Annotated in this window: 17 protein-coding genes; 11 read left to right on the forward strand and 6 right to left on the reverse strand. The window is 39.0% G+C overall.

Annotation, left to right across the window (positions count from 1 at the left end; all coding sequences use genetic code 11):
- Positions 1-513: an MgtC/SapB family protein gene (locus ABZP26_RS07645; RefSeq protein ID WP_013464839.1), complete on the forward strand. Its 513-nt coding sequence runs from the start codon at positions 1-3 to the stop codon at positions 511-513.
- Positions 514-525: 12 nt separating this feature from the next.
- On the opposite strand, the gene ABZP26_RS07650 is transcribed toward ABZP26_RS07645, so the two are convergent.
- On the reverse strand, positions 526-1755 hold the full coding sequence (locus tag ABZP26_RS07650; protein ID WP_368485571.1) for an EAL domain-containing protein: 1230 nt from the start codon (positions 1753-1755) through the stop codon (positions 526-528).
- 230 nt (positions 1756-1985) lie between these two features.
- Between ABZP26_RS07650 and ABZP26_RS07655 the strand changes: the two genes are divergently transcribed.
- Positions 1986-2561 carry a hypothetical protein gene (locus ABZP26_RS07655; protein WP_368485572.1) on the forward strand — a complete coding sequence of 192 codons (576 nt, stop codon included), beginning with the start codon at positions 1986-1988 and terminating at the stop codon, positions 2559-2561.
- Positions 2554-3030: a GGDEF domain-containing protein gene (locus ABZP26_RS07660; protein WP_368485573.1), complete on the forward strand. Its 477-nt coding sequence runs from the start codon at positions 2554-2556 to the stop codon at positions 3028-3030. Before ABZP26_RS07655 ends, ABZP26_RS07660 begins: the two co-directional genes overlap by 8 nt.
- On the opposite strand, the gene ABZP26_RS07665 is transcribed toward ABZP26_RS07660, so the two are convergent.
- Positions 3019-4029 carry a GlxA family transcriptional regulator gene (locus ABZP26_RS07665; RefSeq protein WP_008110511.1) on the reverse strand — a complete coding sequence of 337 codons (1011 nt, stop codon included), beginning with the start codon at positions 4027-4029 and terminating at the stop codon, positions 3019-3021. The genes ABZP26_RS07660 and ABZP26_RS07665 overlap by 12 nt on opposite strands.
- Positions 4030-4157: 128 nt before the next feature.
- Between ABZP26_RS07665 and ABZP26_RS07670 the strand changes: the two genes are divergently transcribed.
- From ABZP26_RS07670 to ABZP26_RS07680, 3 genes are all read left to right on the forward strand, one after another.
- Positions 4158-6065, forward strand: a complete 1908-nt coding sequence (locus ABZP26_RS07670) for a beta-ketoacyl synthase (protein ID WP_058154549.1) — start codon at positions 4158-4160, stop codon at positions 6063-6065.
- Positions 6066-6418: 353 nt separating this feature from the next.
- Positions 6419-7999, forward strand: a complete 1581-nt coding sequence (locus ABZP26_RS07675) for a DNRLRE domain-containing protein (protein WP_368485574.1) — start codon at positions 6419-6421, stop codon at positions 7997-7999.
- A 12-nt stretch (positions 8000-8011) separates the two neighbouring features.
- Complete coding sequence (locus ABZP26_RS07680; RefSeq protein ID WP_368485615.1) at positions 8012-8233, forward strand: family 16 glycosylhydrolase; 222 nt, start codon at positions 8012-8014, stop codon at positions 8231-8233.
- A gap of 148 nt (positions 8234-8381) precedes the next feature.
- On the opposite strand, the gene ABZP26_RS07685 is transcribed toward ABZP26_RS07680, so the two are convergent.
- Both ABZP26_RS07685 and ABZP26_RS07690 read right to left on the reverse strand, forming a co-directional pair.
- Positions 8382-9566, reverse strand: a complete 1185-nt coding sequence (locus ABZP26_RS07685; RefSeq protein ID WP_020476964.1) for a DUF1624 domain-containing protein — start codon at positions 9564-9566, stop codon at positions 8382-8384.
- A 126-nt stretch (positions 9567-9692) separates the two neighbouring features.
- The gene (locus tag ABZP26_RS07690; protein ID WP_013464847.1) at positions 9693-10109 is read right to left on the reverse strand and encodes an MgtC/SapB family protein; all 417 of its coding nucleotides are present in this window, start codon (positions 10107-10109) and stop codon (positions 9693-9695) included.
- A gap of 271 nt (positions 10110-10380) precedes the next feature.
- Between ABZP26_RS07690 and ABZP26_RS07695 the strand changes: the two genes are divergently transcribed.
- Positions 10381-10713 carry a hypothetical protein gene (locus tag ABZP26_RS07695; protein WP_013464848.1) on the forward strand — a complete coding sequence of 111 codons (333 nt, stop codon included), beginning with the start codon at positions 10381-10383 and terminating at the stop codon, positions 10711-10713.
- Here the strand turns inward: ABZP26_RS07695 and fghA are convergent.
- Both fghA and ABZP26_RS07705 read right to left on the reverse strand, forming a co-directional pair.
- Positions 10667-11509 (reverse strand): S-formylglutathione hydrolase, encoded by an 843-nt coding sequence (gene fghA, locus ABZP26_RS07700; RefSeq protein ID WP_013464849.1) that lies wholly within the window; start codon positions 11507-11509, stop codon positions 10667-10669. The two genes, ABZP26_RS07695 and fghA, sit on opposite strands and share 47 nt — an antisense overlap.
- Positions 11510-11575: 66 nt before the next feature.
- Positions 11576-12697: an S-(hydroxymethyl)glutathione dehydrogenase/class III alcohol dehydrogenase gene (locus ABZP26_RS07705; protein ID WP_008110499.1), complete on the reverse strand. Its 1122-nt coding sequence runs from the start codon at positions 12695-12697 to the stop codon at positions 11576-11578.
- Positions 12698-12827: 130 nt separating this feature from the next.
- On the opposite strand from ABZP26_RS07705, the gene ABZP26_RS07710 reads away from it, so the two are divergent.
- The 4 genes from ABZP26_RS07710 (at position 12828) to ABZP26_RS07725 (ending at position 16979) form a co-directional block, all read left to right on the forward strand.
- Complete coding sequence (locus ABZP26_RS07710; protein ID WP_171046528.1) at positions 12828-13700, forward strand: LysR family transcriptional regulator; 873 nt, start codon at positions 12828-12830, stop codon at positions 13698-13700.
- 136 nt (positions 13701-13836) lie between these two features.
- The gene (locus ABZP26_RS07715) at positions 13837-15054 is read left to right on the forward strand and encodes a lipoprotein-releasing ABC transporter permease subunit (RefSeq protein ID WP_024601043.1); all 1218 of its coding nucleotides are present in this window, start codon (positions 13837-13839) and stop codon (positions 15052-15054) included.
- On the forward strand, positions 15047-15745 hold the full coding sequence (gene lolD / locus ABZP26_RS07720) for a lipoprotein-releasing ABC transporter ATP-binding protein LolD (RefSeq protein ID WP_013464853.1): 699 nt from the start codon (positions 15047-15049) through the stop codon (positions 15743-15745). The genes ABZP26_RS07715 and lolD overlap by 8 nt, the downstream gene beginning before the upstream one ends.
- Positions 15735-16979 (forward strand): lipoprotein-releasing ABC transporter permease subunit, encoded by a 1245-nt coding sequence (locus ABZP26_RS07725; RefSeq protein ID WP_368485575.1) that lies wholly within the window; start codon positions 15735-15737, stop codon positions 16977-16979. Before lolD ends, ABZP26_RS07725 begins: the two co-directional genes overlap by 11 nt.
- Positions 16980-17072 lie beyond the last annotated feature (93 nt).

Consider the following 17072-nt stretch of genomic DNA (forward strand, 5'->3'; position numbering starts at 1 on the left):
GTGACATTTTTAGATTTTATCGATGTAGCCCCATACTCGTGGGCAGCTATTGGTACGGCGGCTTTTTGTGGGGCTATTATTGGTATAGAACGGCAATTGCGTGGCAAACCTGTAGGGATCCGTACTTCTGCACTGATCACCTTAGGTACTTACTTGTTTTTATCGACTGCGTTTAATTTACAAGGGGATGTGATTGATCATTCTCGCGTAGTCGGGCAAATAATTACCGGCATCGGCTTTTTAGGCGCAGGCGTAATGCTCGCAAAAGACGGTGCGGTAGTCGGGGTTACCTCTGCTGCCACCATTTGGGTACTGGCTTCCATTGGCGTGATGATAGCAACCGAAAACCTCGGGGCTGCTATTAAGCTCTCGGTGCTTGTGGTGGGTATTTTATACGGCGTTGACGTGCTAGAAGCTAAGTTTAAAAGCTTAAGTAAAGGTGTGCATGCTAAAGTGAAAAGTTATCATAAACGCTATTATCGAAAAGACAGTATTGATACCGAGCGCCACTAATTAGTGGCGTTTTTATGCGGGTAGTGCTTTGTTTTGGAAGCTAAGCGCATCTTCAATTGGTGCGGGGCGGCCAATAAAATAACCTTGTACACTGTCTACATTGAGTATTCTTAACGAGTTTAGTTCTTCTGCGGTTTCGATCCCTTCGGCAACAATGGTGCAGTCGATTGCTTTTGCAAATCCACACAATGCTTTTGCCAGTAAAAATTTACGATCGTCTGTGTTTATATTTTGAGTCAGGCTAATATCTAATTTTATAATATCGGCCTCAAGCTCTAGTATGTGCTGAAATGAGGAAAAGCCAGCGCCTACATCGTCAATGGCCAAGCGCAGACCTTTGTTTCTGAGAGGCCTAAGTGGAGCTCGCATTTTTTCGTAATTAGAAATTGGCGAATGTTCAGTAATTTCTAATACCAGCCTAGTGCAGTCAATCTGTTGTAATGTTCGTTCAAGTGCACCGCTAAGAATGTGCGAAGGCGAGCAATTAATGGCAATGTAAGTTGTATTATTAAACTTTGCCATATTGGCTATTGCATTTTTAATGGCCAGCATTTCTAATGATTCACTTAAACCCACCTTACTCGCTTCCTCAAACCAGATATCAGGGGTTTTATAAGGGGTGGTAAAAAAACGTGCAAGCGATTCAAAACCTACAACTTTATTATTTAGTTGACTATAAATAGGCTGAAAATAGATACTAATATCATTATCGCTAATAATTTGCTCAATAGTTGATTTTGTGTGGTTGTACGATACGCTTTTATCTAAACTCTTTTCAATTAATCCGGTCGCTATTTCTGAAATAATATTTAAAAAAGATAAATCGCGCTCATTTAAGCTCTCATCATGGTGTGATTTATAACAACAAAACGTACCATATAATTTCCCGTTCGACAGGTTGATAGGTACACCTATATATGCCCCTATACCTAATTTTTTTGTAACCGGCATCGCTTTGGTTATTGGGTTTGCTTTGGTATTAGTAATGATAGGGCTAAGCTTGTTGTCGGTGATTTGTTGGCAATACGTTTCATTAATCGGATCGGCATTCCCCACTTTAACAATTTGGTTTTCAGAGGGGTTATCGACCACTTTAAAAACACGCTCATCGTTAATAAATTCAGATATAAAAGCAACATCCATATCTAAATGTTTACGAACCAAAGTGAGTAAGTTAGCTAGTTTAGCCTTAATGGATGCATTGTTGTGTTGTTCGACAAGCAAATTGGTTAATTCATCCATCGGCTATCTCCCTATGTTAATACCACTACACCTAATGAGTAATACTATAATTTATATATAAAAAGATCTAATCAAGGCCTATCAATCTTTGTTCACGCATATTTAAATTTAGGCTAATATTAGCTGTTATAGTAAGTAGGCTTACATATAAGTTGTAGTTATTATCTATTTTCTAATGCTAGGCTGATATGCCTGAAGTTTATGGGAGGTAATAGTTTAGAGGGATATTAATGCATCAGCATTCATTTGATAAAACAGAATCAGTCAGATTAACCGTATTCAAAAATATAAGCTTAATAATTACATTAGTTGCTTTAGTTGTGGCTTACGTTAATGTGTTTATGAGTAAAAATTATGTTTTGGGCTTTATTGAACTTGCATTAGCTTTTTTTTGTATTTATACCTATCACCAAACGAGAACAAACCGCTCTAAATTATGGCATCGCTATGCTGTTATTTATATTTACTTTGCGGTTGTGTTGCTTGCTATCACCGCAATTAACTTAGAGACTGGCATATCGCATTGGGTGTGTACTCTTCCTGTATTGGTTTACTTATTGTTTGGAAAAAAGCATGGCTTTATAAGCAGCTTTAGCTTTTTGATTACGTTGTTACTGCTGTTTTATGTGATCGACAAACGGTTAGTTGAAATAAACTTTAAGCTCATCATTAATCTTTCTCTGACGTATATTATTGTGTGGGGTGTTTCACATGTTTTTGAATCGATGAGAGCCTCTAATCAAGAGGAAATTATTAATTTAGCATTACGCGACAGCTTAACGCAGGCTTATAACCGGCGTGCTTAAAAGCCATTTTCATAACCATATCGACTTTTCTAACCCCTATTGTTTTGCCTTAGCTGATCTGGATTTTTTTAAAAAAGTAAACGATAAATATGGGCACGATGCCGGTGATGCAGTGCTGGTACAATTAACACAGTTATTTAAAAAACATTTAGGCGATGAACATGTTTATCGTTTTGGCGGTGAAGAATTTACATTGGTGGTAAATGACGACATAGAGGTCGCTATAATCACAATGGATAAGCTAAGAACTGACATACAAAATCATCAATTTACTTATATGCAGAGCACGTTAAACATCACTATCAGTATTGGCTTGGTCGGTATTGATGCACATGAGCATACTCACCTGAGTGAAATTTTAAGATTAGCCGATAATTATTTATATTTAGCTAAAAACAACGGTCGAAACTGCGTCGTCAACGGCCTGACTAAAATATCAAACAAGGGCAAAGAAACATTAACCAAATAACTTTCGTCTGACTACTTTTCTGTATTCGCTCGGGGTTTGGCTCAATACCTTTTTAAACACACGGGTTAAATGGCCTTGATCGTTATAACCAACTTCTAACGCGACTTCCTGAATTGATAAGTTCGATGAGGCCAGTAATTCTTTTGCACCTTCAACACGTAGCTGCTGCCAGTACTCTATAGGGCTTTGATTTGTAGCAAGTCGAAACCTGCGTGTAAACGTGCGGTAGCTTAAGCTAAATTGTGCCGCGACTTCTTGTAAATCTAACTCACTAGATAAATTAGTTTTTAACCAAAATTGTATTTGTGCAATAAGTTCATCAGCATGTCGGTTAACGGCGCCTTCTAAATAGCGTTGATCTTCGTAGGGTTTACGTATTTCATGTGAAAAGTTCCGCTCAACATGCTGCGCCGCTTCTTTACCATAGTATTGGCTAATAATATGAACAATAACGTCAGCTAAGGCATTTAAACTGGCTACCGTATACATGCGCTCTGATTGGGTAATAAAAAAATCAGGTTTTAAGCTAACGTTTGGATAATCTTGAGAAAATTGCTTGGCATAATGCCAGTGAGTGGTTGCAGGGTGACCATCAAGTAAACCGGCTTCTGCGAGCAAACAATTGCCGGTACCAACACCAATAATATGGCTTCCCATGGTAAAACTCTCATTGAGCCAATTAACTATTGGTTGATTCGTTTTAACAACAGGGCGTGGATTACGCCAAATACCCGGAACAATGATTAAATCGCAATAGGGGGCGTTATCACTGCTGCAATCAGGCACGATGGCTAAACCTGTTCTGGTTGCAATAGGAGCCATATTTTTAGCAATTAAATGAATATTCAGCGCTCTAAAGTGTTGCTTACTAGTGTGCCCCTTGGCGAACGCTTCACCTGCTCGGAGCATTTCAATTGGCAGGGTTAAACTAGTTACCAGTAGATGCGAGTAAACAGCAATGGCTATATTTAATGGTGGATTTGTTGGATTATTGCTCATTTAAATGCTCCGACCAGTTGTTTCTGGCCTTTTATGCTTAATATTTGGCTATTAAAGCACAAAGATATGTGCGTAATCCATTTAAACTAACTCCATATTCTTATAACACGTTTTTTTAAAGGTAAATTATGACCGCATTACCCGTCATTGTCGGCATGGGAGGCATTAATGCCGCTGGCCGTACTTCTTTTCATCAAGGTTATCGTCGTATCGTGTTAGATAGCTTAGAGTCTCAAGCTCGCCAAGAAACATTTTTAGGCCTCGCGACATTAATGAATTTAGTGAGTGTTGTGAATGGACAACTACAAGACATGCAAGGCAATAATGTTGAGCAAAGCGACATAGAAGCACGTTTTGGTGAGCAAATTATTGCAGGTACATTAATTCGCAAAATTGAAAAACAACATTTTGATGTAGATGCCACACCATGGCAGCAAAAAATGACGTTAACCGCATCGGATGAAAACGCGATTGTGTTTGAAACACGCCGTCGTGATTTACCTTCGCCAGTACCTGAAAGTTGGCACGTAGAAGAGCTTGAAAATAAAAAAGTGAAAGTAACTATTGCAGCTCAATTTGATATTAAACATGATTCTACTCGCGATAATCCAATTAAATCTGCTGGGCAACTACCCACAGGGTTTGATCCGTCAATTATGTACAATAGCCGCTACCAACCTCGTGGTTTACAAGCCACTATTTTTGCTGCCACCGATGCAATAAAATCAACCGGACTTGATTGGCAATACATTATGAATAGTGTTGAGCCTGATAAAATTGGTACCTATTCAGCATCGGTTATTGGCCAAATGGACGATAAAGGCTTAGGTGGGTTAGTCAAAGCGCGCCAGCAGGGTGATCGCGTCAGCACTAAGCAGCTAGCACTGGGTTTAAATACAATGTCGACCGATTTTATCAATGCCTATGTTACGGGCAATGTAGGGACTACTTTTTCTACATCGGGTGCGTGTGCTACTTTTTTATATAACTTGCGCGCAGCAGTAAATGATATACAAGCAGGGCGTACACGTGTTGCAATTGTGGCAAGTGTAGAATGTGCGATTACCCCTGAAGTGGTTGAAGGCTTTGGCAATATGAGTGCGCTGGCTAATATTGAAGGTTTGCGCCGCTTAGATGATTTAAGTAATGACGATGAACCTGATTATCGTAGAAGCAGCCGCCCATTTGGCGAAAACTGTGGCTTTACTTTAGGTGAAGGCGCACAAGTGGCTATATTAATGGATGATGCGCTGGCACTTGAACTAGGTGCAGACATTATGGGCTGTGTGCCTGATGTATTTGTTAACGCCGATGGAGTAAAAAAATCAATTACTTCACCTGGGCCTGGTAACTACATTACCATGGCAAAATCGGCTGCACTTGCCAGTAGCTTACTAGGTAAAGAGGCATTACAGCAACGTAGCTTTATTTTAGCCCATGGTTCAAGCACACCACAAAACCGCGTAACTGAGTCGTTAATTTATCATAAAGTAGCGCAAACATTTGCAATAGATAATTGGAAAGTAACCGCCCCTAAAGCGTATGTTGGCCATACTATAGCACCTGCCAGTGGCGATCAGCTTGCCATTGCCTTAGGTGTATTTAGTCATAATATTATGCCGGGTATTACCACTATAGATAAAGTGGCTGATGATGTTTATGCAGATCATTTAGATATTCGTAACAGTCACTATGATTGTGGTGATATGGATATTGCATTTATAAACTCTAAAGGGTTTGGTGGTAATAATGCAACAGCCACAGTGCTTTCAGCAAAAGTAACGATGCAGATGCTTGCTAAGCGTCATGGCGATGAAATGATGGGGCTTTATACCAGCAAGCATGCAGCGGTAAATGAAGCACAACAGCACTATCAACAACAAGCAGATTTAGGTCAATACGCGCTAGTTTATCGTTTTGGTGATGGGCTGATTGATGAAAATGACATTGTTATTGATGAGCACAGCATTCAGCTGCCAGGCTTTGAAAAAGCAATTATATTCAATACAACAAATTCCTATCAAGATATGTTCTAAGCACACATACTTGTTAGCAAGGCGCTTTTTAAGCGCCTTTTTTAATGTATGAACCCATATTGTAGTTTAACTAATGCGCTAATTAGTTCCTTAACAAAAATATTAAAACTTCACCTCTTTGCAAATACTTCAAATTACTAATCTCTTCTTCCGCATTAAAAATAAAGCACCTTGATAAATTGAAAATATTAGGTTTGTTGCATACAATATAATAATTAATTAGTAGTATGTTATTTATTTTATTAAGTTAAAAAGTGTTGTTTATTATGCATCAAGAACTTTATAAATAGTTACTATAATTTTTGCTCAGATAGGTTAAATACTCAATTTTATTAATTACTTTAGGAGTAGTGATGAAATTAATACCATTAAAACGCTGGCTTATAGGGCAAAAAAGTCTCACTTTATGTACTTTACTCTTTCTGTCTAAACTTAGTTTTGCGTCTATTATTTTATTTGATGACAAACCACGTAATGGTACTTCATTGTGGTCAACCTCATCTAGTGAATCGACTTTAACTAAAATTGGTGAGCCTGTAGCTGATGGCGAAAGAGCTATATTAATGCAGGCACACTACTGGACTCAATCAGGATTACGTATTGCTCAAGTACCTCCTTTTAAAAATTCAATACTTGAGGCAAAAATATACAGAAAATCAGGAAATAAGGGCACTTTAATGTTTCGTCGCGGTAACGATTCATTAAAAATAAATCTTGATGAAACCAATAACGAATTTTGGACATTGGATGGTTTGCCTGGCCATAATAATTTTTCAGACGATACATGGCACACGATTAGAATCAATCTCAATGGCTTTAATCTTGATGTAAATGAGAAAGTCCTGGCTATTGGTATTCAAGGCCCTCTTGGAACAGGTAGATTTTACATGGACTCGGTTTCCTTTGTTGAGGGAGAGCCAGATAATAACATTTCTCCGCCGTTAGCTGGTAATTGGGAGCTGACTTTTGAAGATACTTTTAATTCAACTTTATTAAACCCTAATAATTGGCATGTTGGAAAGCAATATCTAGGAATGAGTGGTATCACAGGTAATGCTGGGCGAGAAACTATTCGCATTGAAAATGAAATGTTACGGTTTGAAGCAGAAAAAAACACATTAAATCAAGGAACCAATCGTTACTTTTATAAAGCCGCTGAGGTAAGTACTTTTCGTAAATTTAGACAAAAATATGGTTACTTTGAAGCCAAAATTAAGTATGACTCAGTACATGGTGCTTGGCCTGCATTTTGGTTACTACCTGACAAAGGCATTTATGGTAACGATACTTATAGGAGGCAGTCATTATTAAAATTTAATCTTGATGATGTATCTACTACTATTTCTTCTGCATTATTAAGATTTAAGATCTCTGAAGCAAACACTCAAAGCAGCATAGCTGTGCATAAAACACTTTCCGCAGATTGGTCCCAAGATACTGTAACTTGGAATACTAAACCGCAGGTCGATCCCTTATGGTTTAGTCATAGCTATGGAGAGGTTACGGGAAACATAATTGAAGTGGATGTTACCAGTTATATAAGAGAGCAAAAAAGTTCTGGTAAAGAGGCGAGCTTTGCATTGATTGACAATTATATGCGTAGCCAGCTTATAAAAATTTTTAGCAGTGAAGCGAATAATATTTCTGATAGGCCCGCTTTAATTGTAAATGAAGAAAGTTTATTCCCGACTGAAGATGCTTTTGTGCGTGGAGGTAATTATGCAGATACTAATTATGGTCAAGAACCATTTCTTTTAATTAAAGACACTTGGGGAGATACCTCACCTACATTCGATCAGGGAATGGAGTTTGATATTATGGAGAGTTTAGGTATCTGGGGGGAAGACATCAGTATCTCAGCTCTGCATTGGGATGGTTACGGTAGCCAACATAAGTCAGTAAATTCCGGCGAGCTTTATCATAATTATTCCTAAGATGGTTTCCATATATATGGCATGCATTGGCAGCCTGGTTATGTCGGTATGTATATAGATGGTGAAAAAGTCTGGGAGCACTATGACGACCGAGTTGGAAGTTTACCTTCTTATATTATTTTATCGTTACAAGTAGGTGGTTGGGATGGTAATGAAAAGAATATCAGTGATGATTTTGAGGCTAACATGCTAGTAGATTTCGTTAGGGTCTGGAGTAATTCAGAGTTCAATTAACAACAAGAGCGAACCAAAGCGTTATCATTTATAAATGTCGATTATGATGCATTAAAAAAAGCACTCAAAAAATTAAATTAATCTATCTGATAAAGTGACGAAACATTTTATCGAGTATTTCCCCCACAATATATTGTGGGGGCGATTACTAAATATATTTAGCAATCAGGCTGTTTTTATTACGATATTTCCAGTTTAAGTAGCGCTTAGAGAGTAAGGCGGTAAGCACAACCACTACAGCTATCATCGCCATGGTCGCAATATAACTCATACCATACCCAGATGGTAAGCCAACAAGGGTTTCACCATAGGTCATATCACTAAAGTTAAAACCAAGAGCAGGTATTAAAAGCCAACTGATAGCATGTAGCAAATACAAGTGAGTGAGGTAGGAAAACATGCTGGTTTTACCTAGTACTTGCAGAAAATTTTGCGAAAAACTAGCCTTTAAGTGGCTCAACAGTTTTAACGCAATTAAACCAAGCCCTACAGTAAGTAACATAAATTGTAACGACAACGGATATTTAGTCGGATTTAAAAACGACATAATAGTCAGCAGTGGATCTGTATGTGTAGAAAACTGTGACATATCACCGTATAAATTAAAGCCGCGTAGTATTGAATATAGTGCTAGGCAGCTCATACCCATAATAAACGCGTAATTCATCACTTTTTTACTATAATGCTGAGATTTATAATATACACCTGCACAATAAGCCAAACACATGAGTCCAACAATAGGCGCAACGGGGTAGGTCGTTCTAATAGAAAAACCAAACGGCAGTGCTAATACATTTTTTTGATGAACGATAGACCACAGTGTATGCGCTATTGTATTAGTTTCAAAGGTAATGCCATCAAGTAAGTTATGACCAAATACCAGTAATAAGCCAGCTATAAATACAGGGTATATACCTGTTAAGCGAAGCAAGCCAAGCACCACAAAGCCCCAGCCAATCGCCCAAATTACTTGAGCATATAACATCGGGAAAAGAGGATTAAAACTCCATGACCATGACACAATTGTAAACTCAAATAAAATAAGCACTAAGCCTCGAACTATTAAAGCGTTAGCAAACTGACGAGTACACGCGTATTTATGCTCTGTAATAGCGGCAGAGAGGCCTGCTAAAAATACAAATAATGGCGCACAGAAATGCGATATAAAGCGTGTGAAAAAAGTAAGCGCATCTGTTCCGGGTATGGTCATGGGATCAGTTACTGAATAATTTAGACAATAATACATGCCGTGATCTATCACCATAAATATGATGATAATGCCGCGTAATAGATCAATATGATGCAAGCGACTTTGCGATAAAGATAATGACATAAATATAATTAACAAGAATGAAAAAAATGAACTTGATTATATGTTATATTATATCAAAAGGCGAGTTTGAAGATTGAATTTAACAGGGTGATCGCATCAGCGCTAAGCAATTAATTATAATTTTCATTATTTAAATTTTTTAACATACCTAAGCGTTATGAAGTTTATTACTGCCAACAAAATAGCTATTTCATAGCGGCTGTACGCAATAGCGATACCAATTAAACCCATATTCCAAATACTCGCAGCTGTTGCTGTTCCAGATGTAGACTGGTTATTTTTTAAAATAGCGCCGCCACCAATAAAACCAATACCTGTAATAATACCTTGTAACATTTTAGATTGCGCCTCTGCGCCCTCCAAAACTGACATAGCAATCAGTGCATAACCACATGATGCGACGGCAACTAAAGGAAACGTTCTTAGACCTGCACCATTATGGCTATGCTCTCTATCATATGCCATTGGCAGGGCAAGTAAATACGCCATGCCAAGATGAATCAAGTTATCAATAATGTCTCTCCACTGTAGATCAATTTCCATTGCTATTTCCACGGATAAATTTTAAATAAGTAGCAAAAATTGAACCAAGGTATTAATTTAAATAAAATCATTGTGTTACCTTTGTTTTATCGAGGGGGATGAGTGGCGTTAGCAATATTTACACAATAAAGTGCGTTTTTACCCAGCAATGAATTTCAGCTGCGTACCACACAAGCAAACTCTATTATGTAAAATTGTGGGGCTTACATATTTTTACAACACTCCCTTTTTAAGTCGTATATAATTTGGCTTATTTGCAACGAGAGTTTACATGCGCATTTTATTAATTATTATCTTTTCAAATGTATTAAGTGGTTGCACAGTAATGGGTATATTTTTGGATGAAACGGCGAGATCCAAGTTAAACATCAATAGCACTAATAGTTTTGTAAAGGATAAAGATAGTTTTAGTTTTAGCAAACTTGGTTACGAAACTGATAAAGCCATAATTGAATTTATAAAAGAAGATAACGGTGTGATTAAAAAATGTAGGCAGGTTACTAAGGTCTTAAAAGAATGTGTAGAAGTAGATAAATCTACTCTACACAGTAATGAATCTAAGCCGATAAAAACTGATGATGAAATAATAAGTGTTGGTCTATAAAGCTATTAATAAAAAAGTAACTATGATCGTAGCCAGCGTGCATTTCGAGCTGCAGCGGATACGCTTTTTTATTAGCGATATCGACCAAATTTTGCGGCTTAAGCTGCTCTTCTAAAAAGTTATCAGCATCACCTTGGCTTACCAGCATAGGTAAATAGTTAGCTTGCTCGGCTTGTTGCATTAATTCGCAAGTATCGTAGTGTGCCCACGTTGTTTTGTCGTCGCCTAAGTAGCCTGTAAATGCTTTTACACCCCACGGACACGCCATAGGATTAACAATAGGACTAAATGCCGAAGAGCTGGTGTACGATTGTGGGTTTTTAAGTGCAATCATCAATGCGCCGTGCCCGCCCATTGAATGACCACTAATTGCTTTTTTATCTGTAACAGGAAAGTGTTGCTCAATTAGTGCCGGTAACTCATTAACAACGTAATCATACATATTAAAATGGGTGTTGTAGGGCGCTTTTGTGGCATTAAGGTAAAACCCAGCACCTTGTGCAAAATCATAGCTGTCTTCGTTTGGCACGTTATCACCACGTGGGCTCGTATCTGGCGCTACAATGGCGATACCCAGCTCCGCTGCTTTTTTAAATGCGCCTGCTTTTTGCATAAAGTTTTCATCGGTACAGGTTAAACCTGATAACCAGTACAGTACCGGCACCTTATTGGTTTCACTGGCGCCTGGCGGTAAAAAAACTGCAAAACGCATAGTACAACGAGTGCTTGAGGCGCTATGGCTGTATTGCTTATGCCATCCGCCAGCTACTTTAGCGGTTGAAATATTTTCTAACATAACAATCCTTAAAAGCCGTTACTTAATAGCAACGGCTTGTGATGGTAATTAAGTGAAATGGGCGTATTAGTAATGAATTACAGTACGAATACTTTTACCTTCATGCATTAAATCAAAGGCATCGTTAATTTCTTCTAGGCTCATGGTATGAGTGATAAAGTCGTTTAGCGCAAATTCACCCGCCATGTAACGCTCCACAATTTCAGGAAGTTGTGAGCGGCCTTTAACACCACCAAATGCGCTACCACGCCATACACGGCCAGTAACAAGTTGGAACGGACGAGTTGAAATTTCTTGGCCAGCACCGGCTACACCAATAATCACAGACTCTCCCCAACCCTTATGACAACACTCAAGCGCAGAGCGCATCACATCAACATTACCAATACATTCAAATGAGTAATCAACACCGCCATCGGTCATCTCAACAATGACTTCTTGAATTGGCTTGTCAAAGTCTTTTGGATTAATTAAGTCGGTAGCACCTAGTTTGGTCGCCAAGTCAAATTTAGAGGTATTAATATCAATACCAATAATACGGCTAGCACCAGCCATTTTAGCGCCAATAATGGCAGATAAACCAATACCGCCTAAACCAAAAATAGCCACGGTATCGCCCGCTTTTACTTTAGCCGTATTTGTTACAGCGCCCATACCGGTAGTAACACCACAGCCTAATAAACAAATTTCTTCTAACGACGCTTCTTTGTTTACTTTAGCCAATGAGATTTCTGGCAATACTGTGTATTCAGAAAATGTAGATGTACCCATATAGTGGTAAATAGGCTCGCCATCTTTGAAAAAGCGAGTGGTGCCATCTGGCATTAAGCCTTTACCTTGCGTTTCGCGAACTGCTGAACACAAGTTTGTTTTACCTGAAGTACACATTTTACATTCACCACATTCTGCGGTGTATAAAGGAATAACGTGATCGCCAACTTCTACACTCGTAACGCCTTCGCCCACAGCGTAAACCACCCCAGCGCCTTCATGACCTAAAATAGCGGGGAAAATACCTTCAGGATCTTCACCTGATAAAGTAAAAGCGTCTGTATGGCATACACCAGTGGCAGTGATTTTTACCATTACTTCGCCTTTTTTAGGCATCATCACATCAACTTCTTCAACGCTTAAAGGCTGATTAGGGCCCCAGGCAATCGCTGCTTTTGATTTTATAAATTCAGACATGTGTATATCCTTTGTAGTGGTTTGAATATGAATTGTAGACCCATACTGTTTGGGTGATGAGGTTATTGTATTTGTTTCTCAGATAATGATAATCTTCAATTTAATAAAACACTTTTACAGTATGGTAATAATTATGCGTTGGGAAGGTATTGATGAGTTTATTGCTGTTGGCGAAGAGGGAAGTTTTACCCAAGCTGCACAGACGTTAGGTTTATCGGTTGCTCATATTAGCCGCCATGTTACAAAGCTAGAACAACGGTTAAATACGCAATTATTAACACGTACCACTCGAAAGGTTGTGTTAACCAAAGAGGGCGAGCAGTTTTTACACCAAGTTAAACATTTACAGCACGCAATGGACGAGGCCACTCAAGGCTTAGCATCGGTACAAACCTCACCTAAAGGTAAAATTAAATTAACAGCACCGGTTATGTATGGTGAAAGTTTTATTATGCCCATTGTGCATTCATTTATGCATGATCACCCAGAGGTAGAAGTAATCGCAACGCTCTCTAACGAGCAAGAAAACTTATTAGAGGGGGGCTTTGATTTAGCCATTCGACTAGGCCATTTAAAAGATTCAAGCTTAAAAGCGCGGCGCTTGAGCTCGCGACGATTTATTATGTGTGCTTCACCTGCATATTTAGCGCGTTTTGGTGAGCCTCACACTTTGGGGGAGCTTAATAATCATCAATGTTTAATTGGCAATAGTAGTTATTGGCGAGTAAATGAAAATAATCGTGATAAACATATTAAGGTAGCAGGGCGATTGCATTGTAATAGCGGCTGGGCACTGGTTGACGGCGCTAAAAAAGGTTTGGGTATTGTTCAGTTGCCAGATTACTATATTGAAAATGAAATTAAATCCGGTCATTTAGTGCCTATATTAACTGCATACCAACCACAACAAGAGGGCGTGTGGGGTCTATATCCGCCACGGCAATTTGTGGCTACTAATGTGCGGGTATTACTTGATTACTTAGTAACAGGGCTGAAAGTTTAGCAGGGTTTACTGGCTTGTTTAAAATATAGCCAAGTATCAGATTTATAAATTATTTCTTACATTTATGGTGTTATTCAATTGCGCTGAGTTCGTGCTACTATAACGCCACACTTTTGGCATTAATGTTTTAATTAATATGTTTCAACCTGTTAGCCTATTTATCGGACTCAGATATAGCCGCTCCTCTAAAGGCAATGCGTTTATTTCGTTCATTTCGTTTTTTTCTATTGCAGGTATAGCGATTGGTTTAATGGCGCTTTTTACGGTCAGCAGTGTAATGAACGGCTTTGAGAGTAGTTTAAAATCAAATATGTTGGGGCTTATTCCACACGTTGAAGTGCAAGCCAAAGATCACTCCAAAGCGCAAATGAATTCGTTAAAATCTGCGCTTGAGCAATCACCGTATGTTGATCATGTTAGTTTGTACCGCCACGGTGAAGCCATATTGCAAACCAATAAAGATCTTCACGGGGTGTTATTACAAGGGCTTTACGACAATAACGGCTCGCTGTATAAAATCACCGACAAAATAGTGCAAGGCAATTGGCAAAGCGTACTAAATAATAATTATAATATTGCAATAAGTCGTTATTTAAGCCGCAAACTTGGCGTTGGCTTAGGTGATAAGTTACGTGTAATTATGCCTAACGCATCTACGTACACCCCACTTGGGCGCATGCCAAGCCAACGTTTATTTAAAATTGCTGCTATCTATGAAACTGGCTCCGAAATAGACATGGGACTGGCATTTACCAGTGGCGTATCACTACAACGGGTTTTAAAACTTAGCAACAATACGGTACCTAATTTAAGCGTGTCACTGCATGAGCCGTTTGCACTTGACCAATTTATGCAAGACAGCCAACACATACTCAATGACTTTAAACTCACCGACTGGAGAAGCAGTCAAGGCACTTTATTTGCCGCCGTTGCGATGGAAAAACGCATCATGTCTATGCTCCTTGGCTTAATTGTGCTGGTGGCGGTATTTAATATTGTATCGGCACTGACCATGATGGTCAGTGAAAAACAAAGCGAAGTAGCAATTTTACAAACATTAGGACTCACACCAAGCCAAGTGCAAACCGTATTTATGGTACAAGGGCTCTATAACGGAGTAATTGGCACGGCCGTGGGTGCTTTTTTAGGTCTTTTATTAAGCTTATATATAAATGAACTGCTGGCTTTGGTTGGTTTAAATTTACTATCGGGAATTTCACTCCCCGTCAAATTTGATGTGGTTAGTTTAAGTGTTATTGCCGTTTTAAGCTTAGCAATGAGCTTTTTAGCGACTTTATATCCAGCACGCCAAGCCGCTAAAGTAAACCCAGCAGAGGTATTACGTTATGAATGATTTAGTAATTAGTTGTGAAAAAATAAGTAAAGTGTACCAAGACGGGCAAAATCAGGTTGAGGTATTAAAAGGGGTTGATTTAGCCCTAACGCAAGGTGAAATGCTGGCAATTGTAGGCAGCTCAGGTTCAGGTAAAAGCACCTTGTTACATATTTTAGGCACCTTAGACACGGCCAGTGCGGGTAGTGCAAAAATAAAAAACCAAGACGTTGCTAAGTTATCTCGCTCGCAGCAAGCGGCTTTCAGAAATAAAAACTTAGGGTTTATTTATCAGTTCCACCATTTATTAATGGAATTTAGTGCGGTTGAAAACGTTGCCATGCCATTACTCATAAAAGGGTTGAGCGCGAAAGAAGCCAAAAAGAAAGCACTTAACATGCTAGATAAGGTAGGCCTTGCACACAGAAGTAGCCATAAGCCTTCGGCTCTTTCTGGTGGTGAACGTCAGCGTGTTGCCATTGCACGCGCTTTAGTGACAGAGCCTGCGCTGGTACTTGCTGATGAGCCAACGGGTAATTTAGATAAGCAAAATGCGATTAAAATTTACGATTTAATTAATGAGTTAAATAAAAGTTTAAACACCAGCTTTGTGGTAGTGACTCATGATTTAGAACTGGCAGATAAGCTGGGTAAAATAGCGTACTTAGATGATGGTAAACTATCAATAAAAGAGTCTAGCCATGTTGCTTAGTGCCTTTATTAGTAAACGCTTTAGAGCCTATTCAGGCCATAAAGATGAAAAAAATGCCTTCGTAAGTTTTATAGCCAAAGCATCCACTATTGGTATTTTACTTGGTGTTGCCGTGTTAATTGTGGCGTTATCGGTGATTAATGGGTTTGAGCAGCAATTAGTGCATCGTTTATTAAGTGTAGTGCCGCAAGTTGAATATGTTGCCCCAAGTAGGCCAATTGCCGATTGGCCCACTAAAGTCGAAAAGTTAAAACAGCAACCACACGTAACAGGCGCAGCCCCATTTATTGCCGTTAATGGTATGGCGCAATTTAAAAGCCAATTAAAAGCGGTTGAGATCCGAGGTGTTGAGCCTTCGTTGGAAGGTGATGTGTCAGCCATTAACCAATTTACACAAGGTAAATTAGTCAGCCAGTTAACAGGTGATGATGTTATTTTAGGCAAGCAAATTGTTAAGCAACTTAATATCGCATTAGGTGATAATGTGACCTTGTTAATCCCGCAAATTAGTGAAAAAGGCCAGTCATTACTCGCCCCAAAACGTGTTACCCTCTCGCTTGCGGGCATTATAGAAATGGGCGGACCAATCGACAGCAGCGCTGCTTTTATTCATCTTAACAAAGCACAACAAACCTTAGGCTATGATCAAAGCCAAGTAACAGGGTTACGCTTGCGTGTTGATGATGTGTTTTCGGCGCATCAAATAGCGCTTCGTGTTGGCCAGACTATTACCGATTATGTGTATATTTCGAGTTGGCTTAGAACGCAAGGTAGCTTGTATCAAGATATTCAAATGGTGCGCACGATTGTTTATATTGTGGTGTTTTTAATTATCGCGGTGGCGAGTTTCAATATTGTGTCTTCACTGGTAATGGAAGTGCGTGAAAAAGAAGGCAATATTGCTATTTTAAAAACCATGGGTGCCAAAGACAGTACCATATTGGCTACTTTTGTCATGCAAGGCTTAACCCAAGCATTTGTGGGTGTACTTTTAGGCTCAATTGTTGGCGTGATTTTAGCAGTTAATATTAGTGAGCTATTTACTTGGCTGAGCTTGTTACTGGGTGAAAACCCGCTAGAAGGTGTGTACTTTATCGAATTTTTGCCCAGTAAATTAGTTTGGCAAGATATTGTGTTGACCGTTATAGCCACCTTTGTGCTTGCGATATTGGCGACGCTATATCCAGCATGGCAAGCAACACGCGTAGATCCGGCAAAGGTATTGGGTAATTAAACACAGTATTTAATAGGGTGCTTAGTGTAACTCTGATAAACTGCGCCGCTACTAAACAGCTTTTGTTTGCTGAGCGCTTATTTACCTTGGGAT

Origin of the sequence: Pseudoalteromonas sp. SD03 (assembly GCF_040937955.1) — a bacterium.
Classification (GTDB): domain Bacteria; phylum Pseudomonadota; class Gammaproteobacteria; order Enterobacterales; family Alteromonadaceae; genus Pseudoalteromonas; species Pseudoalteromonas tetraodonis.